Genomic DNA, 19,081 nt, shown 5'->3' on the forward strand with positions numbered 1-19,081 from the left:
TCCTCAATTAAATGCTTAAAGCGTTATTGATTAACATGAGCATACACAGAACTCGACCCGTCTTCATTGAGCTGCAGCACTTGGTAGTAATCAAGTCGGTCACCGACTTCCATGCCGGGGCTCCCAACTGGCATACCAGGAACCGACAGCCCAAACGCGCCTGCTGGCGGGTTGGCTAAAAACGCTTCAACGTACTTGGCCGGTATATGGCCTTCAAAAATATAATGCTTGCCTTCAGAGTACTCAGTAGCAACCAAGCCAGTATGGCAGGATCGGTAACGACCTTGCACACCATGCTTCGACTTGATTGGAGCGAGGTCAGACAATGCAATAACATTGGTTTGAATGCCATTCTCGGTTAAATGATCAACCCATTTTTGACAACATCCACAGCTAGGTGTCTTGTATACCGTCATCGATACTTCTGCCATGGATTGAGTGGTGTAACTGCTGATAAGCCCGATAAATATCCAGGCTTTGATTCGTATATTCATATTTCTTAGGCCTAAGCTTCAAACACTGTTTAGTACATTGCTGGCATAGTTTAACGTAAGTTACGCAAAGTATCGTGACTTCCATGAGTCAGCTATCACTCGAGTCTGGGCTTAATAAAGTACATTATTAATGGTGGCTTCCCTCTAAGCTCTTGCTCATCATTATCAAATAAACCGTACTTCAGACAACAATTTAATCATCAAGCGCTGTTTATTATTCGTTATTTGCATATATAATGAATTATGAATATTGAAAGACTTAACCAATCAGCAACGCAAGTCAGCGAACTAATGAAGATGCTTTCTAGCGTTAATCGTTTACTAATACTTTGCCAATTGACTGATGGCGAGAAATCGGTTGGCGAACTCTGTAAGCTGGTTTCAATGAAGCCGCCGGCTATGTCTCAACAACTATCCATTCTACGTCGTGAAGGTTTACTCAAAAGCAATCGTGTCGGTCAATCAATCTTTTATTCGATCACTGATGACAATCTGCTGAAGCTAATTTCATTTCTTCACGACACTTATTGTTCTGAACCTTAACTCAACTCGGCAAAACATATGAACGACTATCTAATAGCTCTACTCGGCGGTGGCTTAATAGGCCTAGCAAGTGTAATTTTAATGGCTTCGCAAGGAGCCGTCATGGGAATCAGCGGCATTGTCAGTCGAGCCATTTCTAGACCAACAAGTGTGACTGCCTGGCGGCTGGTGTTTATTGCCGGCGTACTCGCTGCACCGATTGTTTATTCGCTCTTTGCCAACAACTTCATTGCTCTCGAAATCACTGAAAACTCAGTATTGTTAGTGATAGCGGGATTATTCGTTGGTGTCGGTACGGTAATTGGAAACGGCTGCACATCGGGGCACGGAGTCTGCGGATTATCGCGCTTATCGGCTCGCTCAATGGTTGCGACAATCACTTTTATGTTAACCGCCGTGTTGACTGTTGCTGCCGTCAACTACTTGTCAGGAGTTAATTAAATGCGACTTATTACGATTTTTATCTCTGGGTTAGTATTCGGCATTGGAATTATTGTGTCTGGCATGGTCAACCCTGCCAAAGTAATTGGATTCCTCGATATTTTTGGCGCTTGGGACCCAAGCTTGGCTTTCGTTATGATTGGTGCAATCAGTGTCACTATGGTCGGTTATAAGCTGGTCTTGAAGCGAGATGTGTCGCTGTTCAATTTGAAATTCTCCCTACCAACAAATACCGACTTAGATCGAAAATTGATCATCGGCGCAGTTCTATTTGGAATTGGTTGGGGGCTCGTAGGGGTTTGCCCGGGCCCAGCCGTTGTTGGTTTTTTGGTGGCACCGAAGCCACTCGGCCTATTTTTAGTATCTATGCTAGTTAGCATGGCACTTGCGCGTCGTTATATGGATCGAGTTCGATAAGCCAAACTCGTGATCTCTGCCGACTTGATCATTCAACCGTAATCCAATGTAGTTAAACCCTCGAAAAAAAAGCTCGACCATTATTATGATCGAGCTTTTTACGCCGCCTGTGTCAGCGAAGTCTTGCAGTGTCAGCCCGTGTATTACATAACACCATAAGCTAGCATGGCGTCCGCAACTTTGATAAACCCAGCGATGTTGGCACCTTTGACGTAGTCGACCTGATCCGTCGTTGGATGGCCGTCACCGTGCTTAACACAGCTATCATGAATGCCAGTCATTATTTTACGCAGACGAGCATCTAACTCCTCTCGGTCCCACGATAATCGCATGCTATTTTGCGTCATCTCTAGACCCGATACCGCTACACCACCAGCATTCGCGGCTTTGCTCGGAGCAAATAACACGCCGGCGTGCTGGAATGCGTCAATACCGTCTTTGTAGGTCGGCATATTAGCTCCTTCGCACACGGCTTTGATACCGTTGCCAATCAACGTTTTGGCATCTTCAACGGTAATCTCATTTTGCGTAGCACATGGAAACGCTAAGTCACCTTTGACGCTCCAAGGTGCTTTACCTGCGTGGAATTCAACACCGTATTTATCAGCGTACTCAGAAATGCGCCCACGGCGAACCCCCTTCAACTCCATAATAAAGGCAAGCTTTTCCGCATCGATGCCATCTTTGTCATATATATACCCCGACGAGTCCGACATAGTGACCACTTTCGCGCCCAACTGTGTCGCCTTTTCGCACGTGTACTGCGCGACATTACCAGACCCAGACACAATGGCGATTTGATCCTTAAGTGTCATGTCATGATGGTTAAGCATGTCTTGCATCATATAAACGCATCCATAACCGGTTGCCTCGGTACGAATTTCGCTACCGCCAAACTGCAGACCTTTACCGGTAAGCACGCCTACAAACTCATTTTTTAAGCGCTTGTATTGGCCAAACATATAGCTAACTTCGCGCGCACCGACACCGATATCGCCAGCAGGCACGTCAGTATTTGGGCCGATATGTCGAAATAATTCAGTCATAAAAGCTTGGCAGAAGTGCATGACTTCGCGGTCACTCTTACCTTGCGGATTAAAATCTGCACCGCCCTTACCACCGCCCATTGGCAGTCCGGTTAGACTATTTTTAAACGTCTGTTCAAACGCGAGAAACTTCAAAATACTCGGCGTAACGCTTTTATGAAAGCGCAAACCACCTTTATATGGCCCAATCGCATTATTGCACTGTACACGATAGCCGCGGTTGACCCGCACATTGCCTTCGTCGTCTTCCCAAGCAACACGAAAGCTTATCATTCGATCTGGTTCACACATTCGCTCAAGAATACGTGCCTTTTTGTATTTAGGATTCTTTGCTATATACGGCAAAATCGTTGTTGCGACCTCCTCTACCGCTTGCAAGAATTCAGTTTCGCCTGAATTTCGTCGCTCTAACCCGGCCATGAATGCATCTACTTCATCCGTTTCGTATGTATTTGACATTGGTGCTCCCCACATTGTTTGAATTTTTATACAGTACTTGAACCCTCACAGTACTACCTGCTGACTACTAACATAACTCCTACAGAATAGTATATGCCCGTCAGCTGGGTCTTGTCTGGCTTTTCTGCCATAAGCGACGTCCACGACCTCTGGTGAACGTCGAAGTTAAACGGGCAGTTTGAATAGTTAAAGGAAGCAAGTGGAGCATCGCAGCCCCCTCTGATTTACAATCGCATTGTTTTAAAAATACGTTGAATTGAGTCTTTAGGTAATGCAGAAAACGGTGTTTAACAGCAATGGGTAGTCATTTAGGAATTCACGCGAAACCCAGTACGGCGCGGTGAGCATGGCCAGCCCACCAAGAATGAAAAACAGACCACCGATAGTTTGACTGTAGCGGTTGGAAACAACAGACTGAAACCGCTTAAACAGCAAACCAGACAATACTAGCGCGGGCATAGTTCCAATCGCGAACCCCAGCATCACCAAACCAGCACCGAATACGTCGGCGGAAAACACGCTTGTTAAAAGAACCCCATAGACCAAACCACATGGCAGAAAGCCCCAGGCAATTCCCGCCAAAAATGATCGGTAGCGTCGATTACTGTCATGCACAATGAGTTTACTAATTGGTCGCCAGATTGAACTGGCTAACTGCTCCAAGCGTTGGAATGGGCGCTTTTTTCGCATCAATAATTGAATGCCAATCAATACAATAGTCAGTGCCGTGGCAATTCGTAAGGCACGACTCACGGCGCTAATATTAAGCTGAGCGACCACCGTGTAGCTCAACAATGTGAATACTACTCCGAGGCTCACATAGGTAACCATACGACCGAAGTTAAGTAATGCAACGTGCCAAATAGCATCGGTTTGGGAGCGAATAACTTGGTTGCTAGTTGGTCCGGATAACATCGCCATTTGCAAACCGGCACACATGCCCGCGCAGTGCGCACTCGCCAGAAGACCGAGAATCAACGCCGACCAAAATGTCATTCTGCGCTATCACCACGATTCGGTTTGTGAGGATCAATAGAATCAAAAGAATCGTCATCTAGAATGGTTAACGCCGGTGAGTCGAGATCATCAAACTGACCACTTTTAGCCGCCCACGAAAAAGCCCAAATAGCGGCCACCACCAGTACTAAGCTCAGCGGAATTAGAAGATAGATAATTTCCATTAGGTTGTGCCTGCTCAATGAGTTTGTTAACGGCTACGTTTGGCCAGCGCGCGCCGGATTCGACTCGCGTTTAATACCACCAACAGGGAACTCAAAGACATACCAAGTGCCGCAATCCAAGGTGTCAGGAAGCCCAAGGCTGCTAAGGGTAACACAAGCACGTTATACCCTAAGGCCCAGACTAGGTTTTGTCGAGTTACCTGTTGAGTACGCGTGGCGACCGTTTGAATATCGATTAATCGACCTAAGTTTCCATTTAGCAAAATAACATCGGCATTATTCGCCGAGAGCTCACTACCAGAGGCAAGTGCGACGCTGAAGTCAGCGGCCGCAAGTACGGGCGCGTCATTGACACCATCTCCAACCATGGCTAATGTCTGCCCTGCTTGTTGCTGGCTAGAAATATAATCCAGTTTGTCTTCTGGTAGTTGATTAGCACGATAGTCGTTTATCTGCAGCGACTCGGCGCATGAACGCACAGCGGACTCTCGATCCCCGCTGATCAAGGTAACCTGCTGCCCGTTAGAAATTAGGTGATTTACTAAGTTAGCTGCCGATGGTCGAATTTCGTCACGCACTAAGTAAATTGCGATTAATTGCGCTGAACTGGCTAACACAACCTCGGAATCCTGTTGGTGATTGGCCGGGAAACCCATCGCGGAATCTAGCTCAGTAATCGCTATACCGGTACGCTCACAAACCCAGCCGCGTTTACCCAAGTAATAACGGACTCCATCGATACGGCCAGTGACGCCCTGCCCGGTCTCTTCACTAAACCCCGACACCGCAAAAAGCTGATCCACCGTTTGAAAAGCGCTTGCCAATAAATGATCCGATTGTGACTCTAAGCTAGATGCTATTTTGAGCCCTTGTATCTCGGCCTGTTCGCCAACTGAAACGATCTGTTGAATTCGCATTTTTCCCGCGCTGATCGTACCCGTTTTATCAAAGCACCAATGTGACACCGTAGCGATCGACTCCAAAGCACGATTGTTCGAGATCAAAACTCCAACGCGTTTCAAGGTGTTTATTGCGGTACTGCGCGCAACCGGTGCAGCAAGAGAAAACGCACAAGGACATGACGCCACCAGCATAGCGAGACACACCTCAAACACTCGGTCAGGTTGATAAAAGCTCCAGATCAAACCAACTAGCGCAGTTAGACACAGAACCACGGCAACAAAATATCGACCGGCGCTCTCTAGGTAGCTATGAGCTAGGCGCTCTGGCCTGTCGGCTTTTTGCAGTAAGCGCTGAATTTTAAAGATGCTTGAATCAGTCCAACCATGAACAGCTTCAAGCATCAATGTTCCGCTTAATACACGGCTGCCGGCAACCACGCGATCGCCCGCTGCATGCAATACTGGGCGAGACTCGCCAGTGATCAGCGACTCGTCAAACTCGCCACTGCCTCCAGTAATAGACGCGTCAAAAGCGGCAATATCGCCAGCTCGCAATTGCATTTGATCACCAACTTGTATTTGTTGTGGCTCCACTTCAAGCGACGTTACTTGATTATCGTGAAATCGTTGCACAGTAATTACACGCGGCAACAAACTCTCAACATCGTCGTTAGCGCCAGTAAGTCGGTGTCGAGCACGCATTTCGAGAAAGCGGCCAAGTGAGAGAAAAAACACGAACATCACAGCAGAATCAAAATAGATGTGCGTGGAGCCACCAGTTAACACGGTGTAAACGCTAGGAAAATAAGCACCACCAATTGCCAGTGCAACTGGCACATCCATGCCGAGACGCTTATGTCGAAGGTCATTATAAGCATTTCGAAAAAATGGGCTTCCGGAGTAAAACACCACCACGGTCGCAACCAACAAACTAACGAGTGCTAAAAACCGAGCGTACTGCGTTTGCATGCTGGCAGCATCGACATAGCTAGCAACCGCATAGGTCATGACTTGCATAGTGCCGAACCCAGCGACCAAGATACGCTTGATCGCTAACAGACGCTCATCTCGGTTTCGGATGCTTGCCATGGGCGATTCGGAAATAGCACATAGTTTGGGCGCGTATCCGAGACCGGCAATGGTCGCCAACACGTCGGCGAATAGAAAGTCTGAATCACTCGTTTCGAGGTAGATACATTTGGCGTCAGTATCAACTCGGACACGTAGATCGTGTGCGATCTCTCGAATTGCTCGGTCAATCAACCAGCTACAACTGGCACAGTAAATTCCGCTGACTTCGACACGAACCGACCTAGTTCCATTCGGCTCGCTATGCACATAGGTTTTCTGGCCATTAGGCGTATCAATAAACTGCCATTGTGTCGCTGAGTCAGACCGAGTATCACTCTTATTCGGCACCGCCACTTCAGCGAAAAACTTGTTGGCAGACAAATCACCACGATGTTGATAAAACCGTTCAAGTCCCCGCGCCAGAATAAATTCCGCCGCCGACTTGCAGCCAACGCAACACATGGGTCGTTCATGGGCATCGATGGTCACCGACAGCGTCGTATACGGTGGCACAGCTTCCAAACAATGAAAGCACACCAGAGGCTCAGGCTTGTCGTCGCTCATATTTGCTAGTGCTGATTGACTCGATTTAGCCGTGAGCGGTGTTTTGGCATCGACTGCTAGCGTATTCAATTGATTGCTCTTAAGTATGCCTAGCCGAATAATAGCTAATGCGTTACTGACCCTCTAAATGCACAATATTCGGCGCGTTCTGATAGGCAATGACCACGGTGACCATGGACGCGATCACCACGATTAACGGCAGCGAAATCATTAACCAAACCATACCAATCCGATACCACGGTTGATCCTTATTGAGCGTTTTCTTTGCGACAGTTTGGCTAGTCATAGTGTGATCTCTTGGTAGTAATCGACAATCGTTTTAATCCGATTAATCAACATTAGCAGGTCCCCAAAAACGGGACTCTTCAGTAATTGACGATGGTTTTTCGCCTTCGGTTTCCGCGAACGTCAACTTGACGGATTGAGAACGACGGTGATCAGCATTAGCGGGTAAACTGACAATAGCAGTGAATTCACCAATTTCTCCGGCTGCAACCGCACGAGACTGCCCATCTTCGAGCGCTTTAGCCCAACGCACATCGGCATTATCTAAGCCTGTCACGCCCACTTTATAGTGTTGTTCGAACTGACTCTTATTCATGACGCGAATCTGGTAAGTGTTTTCAATCTCGCCGTTATCAGCCCACCGATAGAATGCATTGCGGTCACGCAGCACGTCGACTTGCAACGTAGAACGCATCGCTAAAGCGGTTATAAACCCTATAAACACGATGCTCAAAAGTGTGCCATAGATCAACACACGAGGCCGAAAAACAGTTTGAAGAAGAGTTTTCTTATCCCCACTATCTTGTGACTCAGTACTGTATTTAATTAACCCGGTTGGTAAACCGATACGTTCCATAACTTCGTCGCAACCATCAATGCACGCGGCGCAGGCAATGCACTCGTATTGGAGTCCATCACGGATATCAATACCGGTTGGACAAACCTGTACACAAATACCACAGTCAATGCAGTCTCCAGCTGGTGCATCCTCGGCTGCATCTTTGCGTTTTTTGCCGCGACTGCGTGGCTCACCACGCTTCTGATCGTAAGCAACTATCAGCGTATCACGATCAAACATGGCGCTCTGAAAACGCGCATACGGGCACATGTATTTGCAAACTTGCTCGCGCATAAACCCAGCATTGCCATAGGTCGCAAAGCCATAAAACAGAACCCAAAATAATGACCAGCCGCCAATATTGAAATTGAAGAAATCAACAAACAATTGGTCAATCGACTGAAAGTAGCCGACAAATGTTAGACCTGTAAACAATGCAAACGTAATCCACAGGACTTGCTTGGTCACTCGCTTGCGGATTTTGTTAAATGTCCACGGCGCTGCAGCTAATTTTATTTGTTGAGCGCGCGTACCTTCGACCCAGCGCTCCATCCAAACAAAAGCCTCAGTCCAAACGGTTTGTGGACAGGCAAACCCGCACCACACACGGCCAGCAATCGCGGTAAAGAAGAACAACGACAACCCCGCTAATATGAGCAGCAAAGTTAGAAAAAAGAAATCTTGTGGCCAAAACGTTAGAAAAAAGATATGAAACTTGCGTGCCGGCAAATCAAATAGAACAGCCTGGCGCTCGCCCCAGTTTATCCACGGCAACACGTAGTACAAACCCAGTAATGCATAGACACTGAACACCCGAAAATTTTGAAATTTACCTTTGGCTTCACGCGGGTAAATCTTGTCACTTTTCTCGTACAGCCCTACTTCAACTGGAATCTTTTTTAACGACTGACTCATGAACTAACCCTCAGGGCTCTGTTTCTTGCGTTGACCTAGTGACATTAACCATGTGATGAAGAACCCGTTAATCGATAACAGGCCCCAAAACAGTAGAAATCCAAAGCTGTAACCGGCCGACCTTTCCATCTCCATCGGAAAGGTCGCAATTTGCGCGAGATCTAAGGGGTCGAACGTAGCGAAAAATAACATCGTCGCTATACCTGCCGACAGAAATGATACCCAGAGAATCGTACTCAGCTTGACTAGCATTGGATTGTCGTTGCGCATCGTCTCTTACTCCTCATTATTATTGCTCAAGCTGGTGACATAAGCCGCCAGTAGACGAATTTCATCTTTGCTCAGCGAGGCTTTGAAACTAGGCATATTGCCCTGCTTTCCATGGCGCAATACATGTTCGATATCGCTTGAGCGTGGACCATGCAGCCAAACTTGATCGGTCAGATTGGGAGCGCCCAAGGCTTGGTTACCTTTCCCTTCAGGCCCATGACATGCCATGCAAACACCGAACAAGGCTTTGCCCTTCTCGATCGCAAAATCCGTGACGTCCTGTTTGCCAGCGAGATGCTGAACATACAACGCAAGCACGGTCACCGCCGAACCGTCTAAATTCAGATTCGGCATAACCCCTGCGCGGCCGTTGGTAATCGACGCTAGGATTGTCTCAGGGCTGCTACCATACAACCAATCGTCGTCGGTCAGGTTCGGAAAACCCTTAGCGCCACGTCCGGCAGAGCCATGACATGAAGCACAGTTATTGGCAAACAAGCGCTCGCCGGTCTCCATGGCTTTAGGTATCTCAGCTAACTCGGTAATGCTGGCGTCAGCGAACTCAGCAAAAAAAGCAGATTGTTTAGCTCGGTTCTCGTTACGCGCTTCAATAAATTGGTCTTGCTGCGACCAAGATAAAGTTCCTTCATACGAACCCAAACCTGGGTACAGCACTAAATAGACCCCAGCGAATATAATTGTCAGTATAAATAGGCCAAGCCACCAACGCGGCAATGGATTATTCAACTCTTCGATTCCGTCCCACTTGTGGCCAGTGGTATCTGACTCGTCAATCCCATTACTACGGCTAGTAGCAAACAAAAGCCATACCATGGCTAAGATATTGCCAACGGCCAGTACAATAATAAAGGTGCTCCAGAAACTAGTCATTGTTTGCTACTCCTGATTCCTCATTGACGTCTTGCAAAGGAAGGTTCGCCATTTCGTCAAAGTTTTTGCGGTTGCGCCCACTCCAGGCCCAAACCCAGATACCAATAAACAGAACCAGTAATACGCCGGTCATTACCCCGTTAACTACGTTCATCATTGCTGATTCCTCCCATTATTTGCCACGCCCAAAAATTGCAAATAAGCAATCAACGCATCCATCTCAGTTTTACCTTCAACGTCGCTCGCCGCACTGTCTATTTGCTCTTGTGTATAGGGGTCGCCCAAGAAACGAAGAGTGCGCATCTTGGTGGTTAGTAAATCGCCATCTAGCTCAATATCTTGTAGCCATGGAAAGCCCGGCATGTTTGACTCCGGAACAACATCCCTTGGGTTAATCAAATGCGCTAAGTGCCAGTCATCAGGGTAGCGTCCACCGACACGAGCTAAGTCTGGACCGGTACGCTTAGAACCCCATTGGAATGGACGGTCGTAGACTGACTCGCCAGCGAGCGACGGTGGGCCATAGCGCAAACTTTCAGACACAAATGGTCGAATCATTTGTGAATGACAGTTGTAACAACCCTCTTTTACGTAAACATCTCGTCCGGCCAACTCCAAGACCGGATATGGAACCACACCTGGGGCTGGTTCGGTAGTTTGAGCTTGGAACATTAGTGGAACAATTTCAGCGATTCCCGCAACACTAATGACCAGTGCAATCAAGATGCCCATTAGACCGGTGTTTTTTTCAATCGTTTCGTGTTTCATTAGGCAGTCACCTCATTGCCTGTCGCTTGGTCAGACCCTTGCGTCAGTTGTTTTTCTGGACCGACGATGGTCCTGTATACGTTGTACACCATGATTAACATGCCGATGAGAAATAACAGACCACCACCGACGCGCATTACATAATACGGATAGGTTGCTTTAATACTCTCAATGAACGCATAGGTTAAGGTGCCGTCATCATTTACCGCACGCCACATCAAGCCTTGCATCACGCCCGCAATCCACATCGATGAAATATAGATAACAACACCGATAGTACTAACCCAAAAGTGCGTATTAATGAGATCAATGCTGTACATCTCACGCTTCCCATAGAGCTTAGGCAGCAATGAGTAAAGCGAACCAATCACAATAAAAGCAACCCAACCCAATGCACCTGAGTGCACGTGACCAATTGTCCAATCGGTGTAATGCGACAAAGCATTAACCGTTTTGATTGACATCATTGGGCCTTCAAAAGTCGACATGCCGTAGAAAGACAATGAAACGATCATGAACTTAAGAATTGGGTCATCGCGCAATTTATGCCATGCCCCAGACAGAGTCATCATACCGTTGATCATACCGCCCCAAGAAGGTGCTAATAGGATTAGCGAGAACACCATTCCAAGTGATTGAGCCCAGTCTGGTAAGGCGGTGTAATGCAAATGGTGCGGCCCAGCCCACATATAGATCGAGATAAGCGCCCAAAAATGCACCACTGACAATCGATAAGAATAAACTGGTCGATTGGCTTGTTTAGGCACAAAGTAATACATCATTCCTAGGAACGCGGCGGTTAAGAAAAAGCCCACGGCATTATGTCCATACCACCACTGGGTCATGGCGTCGACCGAGCCCGAAAAGACCGGGTACGATTCAGTCATGCTTACTGGAATCGCTAGATTATTGACAATGTGCAGCACCGCAACGGTAATAATAAACGAGGCGTAAAACCAGTTAGCCACATAGATATGGGCAATTTTTCGCTTTACGATGGTGCCAAAAAAGACGATGCCATACGCGACCCAGACCACAGTGATAAGAACATCAATTGGCCAAATCAGCTCAGCGTATTCTTTCGATTGGGTATATCCAAGTGGCAACGTTATGGCGGCTAAAACAATCACAGCCTGCCATCCCCAGAAGGTGAACTTGGCAAGCTTGGGCGCAAATAGCGGTGCGTGGCAAGTTCGTTGAACCACGTAATAACTGGTGGCAAACAAGGCACATCCACCAAAGGCAAAAATCACCGCATTGGTATGCAATGGCCGTAGCCGACTAAACGTCAACCAAGGAATATCAAAGTTAAGTGCCGGCCAAGCCAATTGGGCCGCTATGAGGACGCCAACCAGCATTCCCACTACTCCCCATAGAATAGTAGCTAGCGAAAATTGCCGAACTACATCATCATGATAGACAAGTTTACTCATAGGTTTATTACCGCAAAATTGATTACAAGCGGATTATTGCGAATAGAAACAATCTGGACTTGATCTGGATCAAGTTTTCGCTTGGTTGAAGGGTTATTCTGACTCAATACTGTACAAGCCTTTGATAAACAAACCTATGTTTCAAGCAACCTGCATTCCAGCTGGGCTGATCGAACGATATGACACGATGGCGCCTCGCTATACGTCGTACCCTTCAGCGCCGCAATTTAGTGATCAGTTTGATGAAAGCCACTTAGCGATTCACGCTGAGAGATCAAACGCGAGCTTGCTCCCCAAAGATCTGTCTGTCTATGTGCACATTCCGTTTTGTCATTCACTATGCTATTTCTGTGGATGCAACAAAGTGGTTACCCGAACAGATAACCAAAAAGTATCTGAGTACTTAGACAACCTTATGCACGAAATCGCTTTGCGTGCTCGCTTATACAGTGACGATCGCTTAGTGACCCAGATTCACTTTGGTGGTGGCACACCGAATTTTCTATCGCTAGATCAAATCGCATCGCTGCTGGATCAAATTGCTTTGCAGTTTCATTTAGACCTACCTAACAATCTCGAGATTGGTATCGAACTTGACCCTCGTTTTATCACCAGTGACGAGCTACGCACCTATCAATCCATTGGTTTTAATCGCTTTAGCATTGGTGTTCAAGATTTTTCCAAGCCGGTTCAGACTGCGATCAACCGCGTGCAAGACGAAGCCAAGACGCTAGAGATTATTAACACCGCGATGGAGTGTGCTAATTCGGTTAACGTCGACTTAATTACTGGGCTGCCGTTCCAGCAATTGACAACCTTCGCCGACACGCTCGACAAAATCATCAGGACCAAAGTAAGCCGTATCGCAACCTATAACTTTGCCTACATGCCGACTAGGATTAAAGCGCAAAAAATGATTTCGGCGTCTACTTTGCCATCTAGCGCGGTGCGCATGGAATTGGTGTCGCTAGTACGCGAGAAGCTACATGACGCGGGCTATCAGCATATTGGCATGGACCACTACGCCTTGCCGTCCGACTCCTTATCGATTGCACAAGATAATGGCACCTTACAGCGAAATTTTCAGGGCTATACGACGCATCGCGACACCGATTTAATCGGCGTTGGAGCCAGTGCCATCAGTAAATTCGACACGGCATTTTCACAAAACGAAACCACTCTTTCTTTGTATAACGAGGCATTGGCAAGACACCGGCTGCCGATCGCTAAAGGCGTGGAGCTTGATGATGACGACAGAATACGCTCCGCGGTGATACAACAAATCATGTGCCGAAATAAATTAGACCTCACTCTCCCGATCGGTCAGTTCATTGAACGCGATACAAACACAACGTTAGCAGACTATTTGAGCAGTGATATTCAGCGATTAACTCAGTTCATTCAAGACGGCCTATTAGTTCCTGTCGAAAACGGATTCGAAGTGACCGACACCGGTCGATTCTTTATGCGCTCGATTGCCAGTGTGTTCGATAAATACTTGACTAAACAATCGAGTGATCGTGTCGTGCCATTTTCCAGAACGGTATAGCGCCGAATAAATAATAAGCCCGCTCACCAATCGTTAGTTAGAGGGCGCCACCAACATTCAGCGTAAAGCCTGCAAGCTAGGCGAAACCGCTTACAGGCGCTATTAAAGAAATCTTTAAATTGCTAACCGGGATACACGTAATAGGGATAAATTGTCTCGGGATAGCTCTTAAATTCGTATTTGGAGCGCAAAAAGGTGACCAAGTCGATCAGTTCTTCAACTGTCATCACTTGATTGTAGTACGCCATTTTAGACTCACCGTTTTCCGTGACCTGATCGACTGGATAGCCCTTGGCAATACGATGAGACGGGTTAATAATCGACGTTACTAAGTCTCCATAAGTCTGCAGCTTAGTGGTTGCACCACCTAGTTCGACTGCGATGCCATCACCTTCAGTCAGGCGCCATTCATCATCGGAAAATTCTGTTCCTTGTAAAACATGACACTGCAAACACTGGTATTCCAAAAATACCATTCGACCATTTTCGATGTCACCTGACGGAAGGCTAAAGCCTCGATTTGCGACTTTTTCTTGACTACATGCAGCCAACATCATGCAGCTAAGCAAAAGACCAAGTTTGAGATGGGTTGATTTCACAGAATCCTCCAGAGCGAGACGCTCAGTTGCCAAAATAAAACAATCGTCACGGTCTCTCGGTACGACCGAATTAGCTCGCATAGACACCAATGACGTAATGAACAACAGACTAAGGCGATCGATCTGTTGCAGCTTATACCTTAGTACGAGTTTTGCTAACCAGGTTTGATCTGCATCAAGTTAATCGAGTTAAGCGACGGCAATTTGCGTGACTAATGCGTTTTTTTCTGGCGTCTGCAACGATGTTGTTTTGGCTTCAAGCCCCAAAAACTACTTCGATTAAGGCTTCTCGCGCTAAATCGCGAACCAGCGACGGCTAATTAAACTAGCTAACTAGCTAAGCTATCCGCCTACCTATCAAGATCATCCTCCCTGGCAAAGCTGATCAAACTGTATCGTTACTTGATCTGCGTCAAACAGCTTAGCTTACAACTTACTATACTAAAGTCTAAATTAGCATTTTTTCTAAGGCGAGGTAATTATGATACGCAGAGTACTGGTTTACACCTACGGTAATCACTCCCATGATCACTCAATACGCGCGGCAGCGACTTTTGCAGCACACCACCAGGCCGAACTAATTGGCCTTTTTGTAGAGCCCGACGTCATGGGCTTCACTTCTATTTATGGCTCCTACCCGCTCAACTTAGCGCAGACATTCGTTGATCAACAAGATGGCTATGAAGCAAAAATAAAGGCGTCGTTTGAGGAGATTGTCGGTCATCTTGACATTCAAACCCAGTGGCATCGTACCGCCGAGTATGAAAAACAGCCGCGCCCTTCTTTTTATTCAGACATCACCTTCGTCGGCCAAGTTACCGAACCTAACGATATAGTGTTCGATGGAGCGAGCTTCATTGATCACTTAATCACCGATACTGGACTGCCTACCGTTGTGGTTCCGACTGATTGGAGCTCAACATCGTTTGCGCAACGACCAGTACTGGCGTGGCGCGAAACACGTGAAGCCGCCGGCGCAGTACGCCATACTTTACCGCTCATGCGTGCAGCGGAGAATGTTCATGTTGTGAGTGCCTACCGCAAAACTGACCTAGAAGTTGAACTCATTGATGGCATTGAGATATGTCAATTCTTAGCAGAGCACGAGGTGAAAGCCGAGTTCTTTTCAGTCGAGATCGAGTCTCACAAACACAGCGAGGCAGGCGCGGTCTGCCAGCATGTTAATGAACATAATCGCGACCTCATTATTGCTGGCGGCTATGGGCACTCACGCTTAAGGGAGATCGTGCTTGGCGGTATGACTCGGGGTTTATTGGCGGAGAGTCCGGTACCAGTGCTATTTTCACACTAACACGCTCTTTTACTAAGCTAAGGTAACTCCGTGTTCTATACAGCGGTTCGGCCTTAGCTGTTCTGTGCAGCCGACTTTCTACGGATAATCTAGCCGTAGAAAGTCGTTTGTCAAACTATCGTGATGCCGCCACGCGCTGAAGCCGTGTTAGTGCATTGACCATGTATTTGGCATGATGGTGTACTTCATGGTTTAGATTGAACCACGTTGAGATCGTAGCCGTAACCGCGGTTTGCCCCCGATTAGCGTTGATAATTAGATCCGAACAAGCTTGGTGATGCCTAACATTCAATTCGCTCAGTTCGGCATCTACCGTTGAAAGCATAGAGCTTAAGTTGTTACTCGCCTCATCGCCGTGCTGCAAGCGCCCTTGAAGCGCACCGGTTTGCCTCATCTCCAGTTGGTCAAGAGCATGATCGTAAATTTGGTAAAACTGCTTTAAAAAAGTTTGATGCGCGTCTGCTAGGTTGTGGCCACCACTGCCCTCCTTTGAACCTCTAATCACATTAAAGTCGAGCTGAATGTCCTTCAGGGTTTTACAGGCATACACAATCGCACGGGTTGCTTCGAGTAGCTGGCCAACCGCGTTGTCATCAGCTTGTGCGATGTTCGAGAGTCTAAGACGCTGAGCAAAGTGAATAATCTGACTCTCAAACTCTTTAATTGCTTGATACTGATCAGCGATTGCACGGTGTACCACTTCATCGCTCTGCAAACCATTTTCTGAGACCCGAACACCAACCCGAGTTGTATTTAGAGATATTGCGTCACGCGCCAACAACATCACCGAAGCTTGCAAACTAGCTACCGCAGCTTCAGGAACTTCTACCGGCACTTCAAATAGTGTGGCTCGGCTATCCGCTTCAACTGGGAGCAGACGTTGAATCCAGCGTGTGTATTGCGCGAGCAACGGCAGAAAGATCAGCAAACCTAGCAAATTCAATATGCTGTGAAACATCACTAAACCAAACATCTCGTCGACAACACCAACCAGACTCAGCCAAGCAGGCAACAATGGCAACAACAGAAAGAAGGCCGAAATATCCACCACGACATTGAACAATACATGAGCCAGCGCAAGCTGTTTCTTAACGATCGATTGTCCGAGGCTGCCCAGAATCGTAGTACTGGTGGTGCCAAGATCCGCCCCAATCATGAGTGCCGCAGCATCGACTAAGCCGATTGCTTGAGAACTCAGTAGAGCGAGTGTCATCATCATCACCGCTGAACTCGATTGCATCACCGCGGCTAACACGAGACCAATAAGTAGATAAACCCAGCCGGCTAGTTCAGCGGCCTCGTTTAAATCAACTAATTCAGTTAAACCAGCGACACTTTCTTTCATTACCGACAGGCCAAATATCAACAAGCCGAATCCAAATAGTGCGGTGCCCGTTCCGCGTATGCGGGTATTTTTAAGGAAATCCAAGTTGGTTAGTGCACCGATACCCAAAAGCGGCAACACCAGGCTGTTCAGATCCATCTTAAAACCGACTAAGGTTACAATCCATCCAGTAATCGTAGTGCCTAGGTTGGCCCCCAACACAACCCCTATTCCACTGTAAAGAGACATGGCGCCGGCGCTCACAAACGCCAAGGTTAGCAGCGACACCATCGAACTACTTTGCAGCACTGCGGTAATAAAAATTCCCGCAGAGGCGCTACTTAGCGGCGTTTTTGTGCGATTAACAATCCATTTTTTGAATCCCTCACCACTGGCTTGCTGAATGCCCGATTCAAGCTGCCCCATCGCGTACAGAAAAATCGCTAAGCCTGAGATAAACGCAATAAAGCTCATACAATATAATCAACCTTGGTAAGCAAACTTAGTAAGCAAACAGTGGTGCTTCAAAACGTAAATAACCGGTGACATGTGGTGCATTGCATAGCTAATCACTAATCAGCAGATGCCCAACCGTCACCGAACCAGCGCGTCAACAAAAAGTCGATTAGCAGGCCAATGAGTGCGCCCTCAAGCACCATCCAAAATGGCGACGCCCAAGGGCCCGTGGCGCTGAACATTTCCAGACTAAGCTGTGAAATAACTGGATAAGCGATAAGCACCAACACGAAGTTCATCCAAGCCCCTAACCATATGCCTCTGAACCACCAAGGCATGGGTAGCTTAAATACTGGATGACGCGCCAAGATACCGAACACGCCCACTAAAGCGCCTAATGTGGTGTACCAAAACACGATGCCGATACGTAGCATTAAGCCTGAGTCATCAACCAACATCGGTAATACAAAGAAGCCGAGTAAGCCAACAGCAAGCCCCAGCACCTTGCCAACACCAATTCTATACACGAGCGATTTTTCAAATGACATGGTCGATCTCCGATAGGTACCATTGAGTATGCTGCCGATCGTTATTCAATCTGCGCGACACAATCCGCAGCGGCAGTAATCCATTACAGCTTACTGATATCAAAAGCTTCTCATTTGATATAGATCAAGCTTTGAAGAGGTAACGAACCTATCGAACTAATTTTTCTAGCTAAAGAGCTCTGGTGCAACCTACAAATCAGCGATAACTAGGCCGTATGCGCGATTGAACTAATATCGATCGACGTTTCAAGCGCATGACAATGAACCAATCCTTCCAATTTTGCGCGATCTTGCACCGTGACTAAGCGATTATTAATGGTAATAACACCGCGTTCCTGAAAACGCTTTAACAGGCGACTGATTGTTTCGGGAGCGAGCCCTAGATGGTTCGCTATATCACGCCGAGACATTGGCAAATGCAAATCTAGACTATTGTGTCCACGTGCTTGTAATCTCGATAGTAGATTATGCAGAAAGCCTGATAGCTTCTGTTCTGCAGTTTGATCGAAATGTTCAATCGGATTCACATGTGAATTATAGATATCACGGCTTAGCAAGCTAAATAATTGTTTCTGTAGCGACGGCACCGTTGAGCACAGCGTCTGCAACTCATTGAAATCCATCTCACACAAAACCGATGTGTCGAGTGCTTCGACATTGAATCCATAGCGCTGTGCATAAATCGCATCAAGCCCAAACAATTCGCCTGGCAGGTGGAACGATTGAATGTATTCAGTGCCGGCCTTATCGAAACGGTATGATTTTGCCATGCCCGACTTAACCGCGTAGATTTTGTCGAACTTATCGCCTTGTCTAATGAGAATATCACCGGCGTGCTTCACCGAGGTGGAACTAACAATATCCTCTAACTTGCTGATATCGGCTTTATCCAATCCAAGCGGCAAGCAGATTTGACTCATGGAGCAATTGGAACAGGTGTGCTCAAACATAACTCTAACCGGGGTTAACAAATCGTAGCGATAGTATAGCGCGCACCAGTCGAGGTTGCGTCATATTCATCGCAAGATAGCTGTTTTAAACACTCGAATCGACC

Annotated in this window: 21 protein-coding genes; 5 read left to right on the plus strand and 16 right to left on the minus strand. The window is 47.1% G+C overall.

Going from position 1 to position 19,081, the window contains the following annotated elements; translation table 11 throughout:
• Nucleotides 1-23: 23 nt before the first annotated feature.
• The gene (locus DFR28_RS06455; RefSeq protein WP_113953530.1) at nt 24-494 is read right to left on the minus strand and encodes a DUF411 domain-containing protein; all 471 of its coding nucleotides are present in this window, start codon (nt 492-494) and stop codon (nt 24-26) included.
• A 243-nt stretch (nt 495-737) separates the two neighbouring features.
• Here DFR28_RS06455 and DFR28_RS06460 point away from each other — a divergent pair, with 243 nt between their 5' ends.
• The 3 genes from DFR28_RS06460 to DFR28_RS06470 are packed head-to-tail and all read left to right on the plus strand — an operon-like array spanning nt 738 to nt 1,895.
• Nucleotides 738-1,037 (plus strand): ArsR/SmtB family transcription factor, encoded by a 300-nt coding sequence (locus tag DFR28_RS06460; protein WP_113953531.1) that lies wholly within the window; start codon nt 738-740, stop codon nt 1,035-1,037.
• A gap of 18 nt (nt 1,038-1,055) precedes the next feature.
• Entirely contained in the window at nt 1,056-1,478 is a 423-nt protein-coding gene (locus DFR28_RS06465) for a YeeE/YedE family protein (protein WP_113953532.1), read from the plus strand.
• On the plus strand, nt 1,479-1,895 hold the full coding sequence (locus tag DFR28_RS06470) for a DUF6691 family protein (protein ID WP_113953533.1): 417 nt from the start codon (nt 1,479-1,481) through the stop codon (nt 1,893-1,895).
• Between the two features lie 143 nt (nt 1,896-2,038).
• Here the strand turns inward: DFR28_RS06470 and gdhA are convergent, their stop codons facing one another.
• From gdhA to ccoN, 11 genes are all read right to left on the minus strand, one after another.
• A complete protein-coding gene (gene gdhA / locus DFR28_RS06475) occupies nt 2,039-3,400 on the minus strand; it encodes an NADP-specific glutamate dehydrogenase (protein WP_113953534.1) in 1,362 nt (453 codons plus the stop codon).
• A 264-nt stretch (nt 3,401-3,664) separates the two neighbouring features.
• The gene (locus DFR28_RS06480) at nt 3,665-4,396 is read right to left on the minus strand and encodes a sulfite exporter TauE/SafE family protein (protein ID WP_113953535.1); all 732 of its coding nucleotides are present in this window, start codon (nt 4,394-4,396) and stop codon (nt 3,665-3,667) included.
• Nucleotides 4,393-4,581, minus strand: a complete 189-nt coding sequence (gene ccoS / locus DFR28_RS06485; protein ID WP_113953536.1) for a cbb3-type cytochrome oxidase assembly protein CcoS — start codon at nt 4,579-4,581, stop codon at nt 4,393-4,395. Before ccoS ends, DFR28_RS06480 begins: the two co-directional genes overlap by 4 nt.
• A gap of 26 nt (nt 4,582-4,607) precedes the next feature.
• Complete coding sequence (locus DFR28_RS06490) at nt 4,608-7,187, minus strand: heavy metal translocating P-type ATPase (RefSeq protein ID WP_113953537.1); 2,580 nt, start codon at nt 7,185-7,187, stop codon at nt 4,608-4,610.
• Between the two features lie 43 nt (nt 7,188-7,230).
• A complete protein-coding gene (locus DFR28_RS19630) occupies nt 7,231-7,404 on the minus strand; it encodes a hypothetical protein (RefSeq protein ID WP_170131996.1) in 174 nt (57 codons plus the stop codon).
• Between the two features lie 42 nt (nt 7,405-7,446).
• On the minus strand, nt 7,447-8,877 hold the full coding sequence (gene ccoG, locus DFR28_RS06495) for a cytochrome c oxidase accessory protein CcoG (protein WP_170131997.1): 1,431 nt from the start codon (nt 8,875-8,877) through the stop codon (nt 7,447-7,449).
• A gap of 3 nt (nt 8,878-8,880) precedes the next feature.
• Nucleotides 8,881-9,147: a hypothetical protein gene (locus DFR28_RS06500; protein WP_113953538.1), complete on the minus strand. Its 267-nt coding sequence runs from the start codon at nt 9,145-9,147 to the stop codon at nt 8,881-8,883.
• A 6-nt stretch (nt 9,148-9,153) separates the two neighbouring features.
• Complete coding sequence (ccoP, locus tag DFR28_RS06505) at nt 9,154-10,038, minus strand: cytochrome-c oxidase, cbb3-type subunit III (RefSeq protein WP_113953539.1); 885 nt, start codon at nt 10,036-10,038, stop codon at nt 9,154-9,156.
• Complete coding sequence (locus tag DFR28_RS06510; RefSeq protein WP_211316911.1) at nt 10,031-10,195, minus strand: cbb3-type cytochrome oxidase subunit 3; 165 nt, start codon at nt 10,193-10,195, stop codon at nt 10,031-10,033. The genes ccoP and DFR28_RS06510 overlap by 8 nt, the downstream gene beginning before the upstream one ends.
• Entirely contained in the window at nt 10,192-10,806 is a 615-nt protein-coding gene (gene ccoO / locus DFR28_RS06515) for a cytochrome-c oxidase, cbb3-type subunit II (protein ID WP_113953540.1), read from the minus strand. Before ccoO ends, DFR28_RS06510 begins: the two co-directional genes overlap by 4 nt.
• Nucleotides 10,806-12,239, minus strand: a complete 1,434-nt coding sequence (ccoN, locus tag DFR28_RS06520; protein ID WP_113953541.1) for a cytochrome-c oxidase, cbb3-type subunit I — start codon at nt 12,237-12,239, stop codon at nt 10,806-10,808. The genes ccoO and ccoN overlap by 1 nt, the downstream gene beginning before the upstream one ends.
• Before the next feature lie 136 nt (nt 12,240-12,375).
• On the opposite strand from ccoN, the gene hemN reads away from it, so the two are divergent.
• The gene (gene hemN / locus DFR28_RS06525) at nt 12,376-13,788 is read left to right on the plus strand and encodes an oxygen-independent coproporphyrinogen III oxidase (RefSeq protein ID WP_113953542.1); all 1,413 of its coding nucleotides are present in this window, start codon (nt 12,376-12,378) and stop codon (nt 13,786-13,788) included.
• Between the two features lie 122 nt (nt 13,789-13,910).
• Here the strand turns inward: hemN and DFR28_RS06530 are convergent, their stop codons facing one another.
• Complete coding sequence (locus tag DFR28_RS06530) at nt 13,911-14,387, minus strand: c-type cytochrome (protein ID WP_211316912.1); 477 nt, start codon at nt 14,385-14,387, stop codon at nt 13,911-13,913.
• A 481-nt stretch (nt 14,388-14,868) separates the two neighbouring features.
• On the opposite strand from DFR28_RS06530, the gene DFR28_RS06535 reads away from it, so the two are divergent.
• Nucleotides 14,869-15,699, plus strand: coding sequence for a universal stress protein (locus DFR28_RS06535; RefSeq protein WP_113953543.1), 831 nt, complete (start codon nt 14,869-14,871; stop codon nt 15,697-15,699).
• 115 nt (nt 15,700-15,814) lie between these two features.
• On the opposite strand, the gene DFR28_RS06540 is transcribed toward DFR28_RS06535, so the two are convergent.
• From DFR28_RS06540 to DFR28_RS06550, 3 genes are all read right to left on the minus strand, one after another.
• The gene (locus tag DFR28_RS06540) at nt 15,815-17,497 is read right to left on the minus strand and encodes a Na/Pi cotransporter family protein (protein ID WP_113953544.1); all 1,683 of its coding nucleotides are present in this window, start codon (nt 17,495-17,497) and stop codon (nt 15,815-15,817) included.
• Nucleotides 17,498-17,595: 98 nt separating this feature from the next.
• Nucleotides 17,596-18,027 (minus strand): hypothetical protein, encoded by a 432-nt coding sequence (locus DFR28_RS06545; protein ID WP_113953545.1) that lies wholly within the window; start codon nt 18,025-18,027, stop codon nt 17,596-17,598.
• 206 nt (nt 18,028-18,233) lie between these two features.
• Entirely contained in the window at nt 18,234-18,947 is a 714-nt protein-coding gene (locus tag DFR28_RS06550; protein WP_170131998.1) for a helix-turn-helix domain-containing protein, read from the minus strand.
• Nucleotides 18,948-19,081: the final 134 nt, after the last annotated feature.

Source organism: Arenicella xantha, assembly GCF_003315245.1.
Taxonomy (GTDB): Bacteria; Pseudomonadota; Gammaproteobacteria; order Arenicellales; family Arenicellaceae; genus Arenicella; species Arenicella xantha.

Excerpts from the sequence above, each read along its gene's own strand:
- DFR28_RS06455 (WP_113953530.1), bottom strand. The coding sequence starts at position 494 with ATGAATATACGAATCAAAGCCTGGATATTTATCGGGCTTATCAGCAGT.
- DFR28_RS06460 (WP_113953531.1), top strand. The coding sequence starts at position 738 with ATGAATATTGAAAGACTTAACCAATCAGCAACGCAAGTCAGCGAACTA.
- DFR28_RS06465 (WP_113953532.1), top strand. The coding sequence starts at position 1,056 with ATGAACGACTATCTAATAGCTCTACTCGGCGGTGGCTTAATAGGCCTA.
- DFR28_RS06470 (WP_113953533.1), top strand. The coding sequence starts at position 1,479 with ATGCGACTTATTACGATTTTTATCTCTGGGTTAGTATTCGGCATTGGA.
- gdhA (WP_113953534.1), bottom strand. The coding sequence starts at position 3,400 with ATGTCAAATACATACGAAACGGATGAAGTAGATGCATTCATGGCCGGG.
- DFR28_RS06480 (WP_113953535.1), bottom strand. The coding sequence starts at position 4,396 with ATGACATTTTGGTCGGCGTTGATTCTCGGTCTTCTGGCGAGTGCGCAC.
- ccoS (WP_113953536.1), bottom strand. The coding sequence starts at position 4,581 with ATGGAAATTATCTATCTTCTAATTCCGCTGAGCTTAGTACTGGTGGTG.
- DFR28_RS19630 (WP_170131996.1), bottom strand. The coding sequence starts at position 7,404 with ATGACTAGCCAAACTGTCGCAAAGAAAACGCTCAATAAGGATCAACCG.
- ccoG (WP_170131997.1), bottom strand. The coding sequence starts at position 8,877 with ATGAGTCAGTCGTTAAAAAAGATTCCAGTTGAAGTAGGGCTGTACGAG.
- DFR28_RS06500 (WP_113953538.1), bottom strand. The coding sequence starts at position 9,147 with ATGCGCAACGACAATCCAATGCTAGTCAAGCTGAGTACGATTCTCTGG.
- ccoP (WP_113953539.1), bottom strand. The coding sequence starts at position 10,038 with ATGACTAGTTTCTGGAGCACCTTTATTATTGTACTGGCCGTTGGCAAT.
- DFR28_RS06510 (WP_211316911.1), bottom strand. The coding sequence starts at position 10,195 with ATGATGAACGTAGTTAACGGGGTAATGACCGGCGTATTACTGGTTCTG.
- ccoO (WP_113953540.1), bottom strand. The coding sequence starts at position 10,806 with ATGAAACACGAAACGATTGAAAAAAACACCGGTCTAATGGGCATCTTG.
- ccoN (WP_113953541.1), bottom strand. The coding sequence starts at position 12,239 with ATGAGTAAACTTGTCTATCATGATGATGTAGTTCGGCAATTTTCGCTA.
- hemN (WP_113953542.1), top strand. The coding sequence starts at position 12,376 with ATGTTTCAAGCAACCTGCATTCCAGCTGGGCTGATCGAACGATATGAC.
- DFR28_RS06535 (WP_113953543.1), top strand. The coding sequence starts at position 14,869 with ATGATACGCAGAGTACTGGTTTACACCTACGGTAATCACTCCCATGAT.
- DFR28_RS06540 (WP_113953544.1), bottom strand. The coding sequence starts at position 17,497 with ATGAGCTTTATTGCGTTTATCTCAGGCTTAGCGATTTTTCTGTACGCG.
- DFR28_RS06545 (WP_113953545.1), bottom strand. The coding sequence starts at position 18,027 with ATGTCATTTGAAAAATCGCTCGTGTATAGAATTGGTGTTGGCAAGGTG.
- DFR28_RS06550 (WP_170131998.1), bottom strand. The coding sequence starts at position 18,947 with ATGAGTCAAATCTGCTTGCCGCTTGGATTGGATAAAGCCGATATCAGC.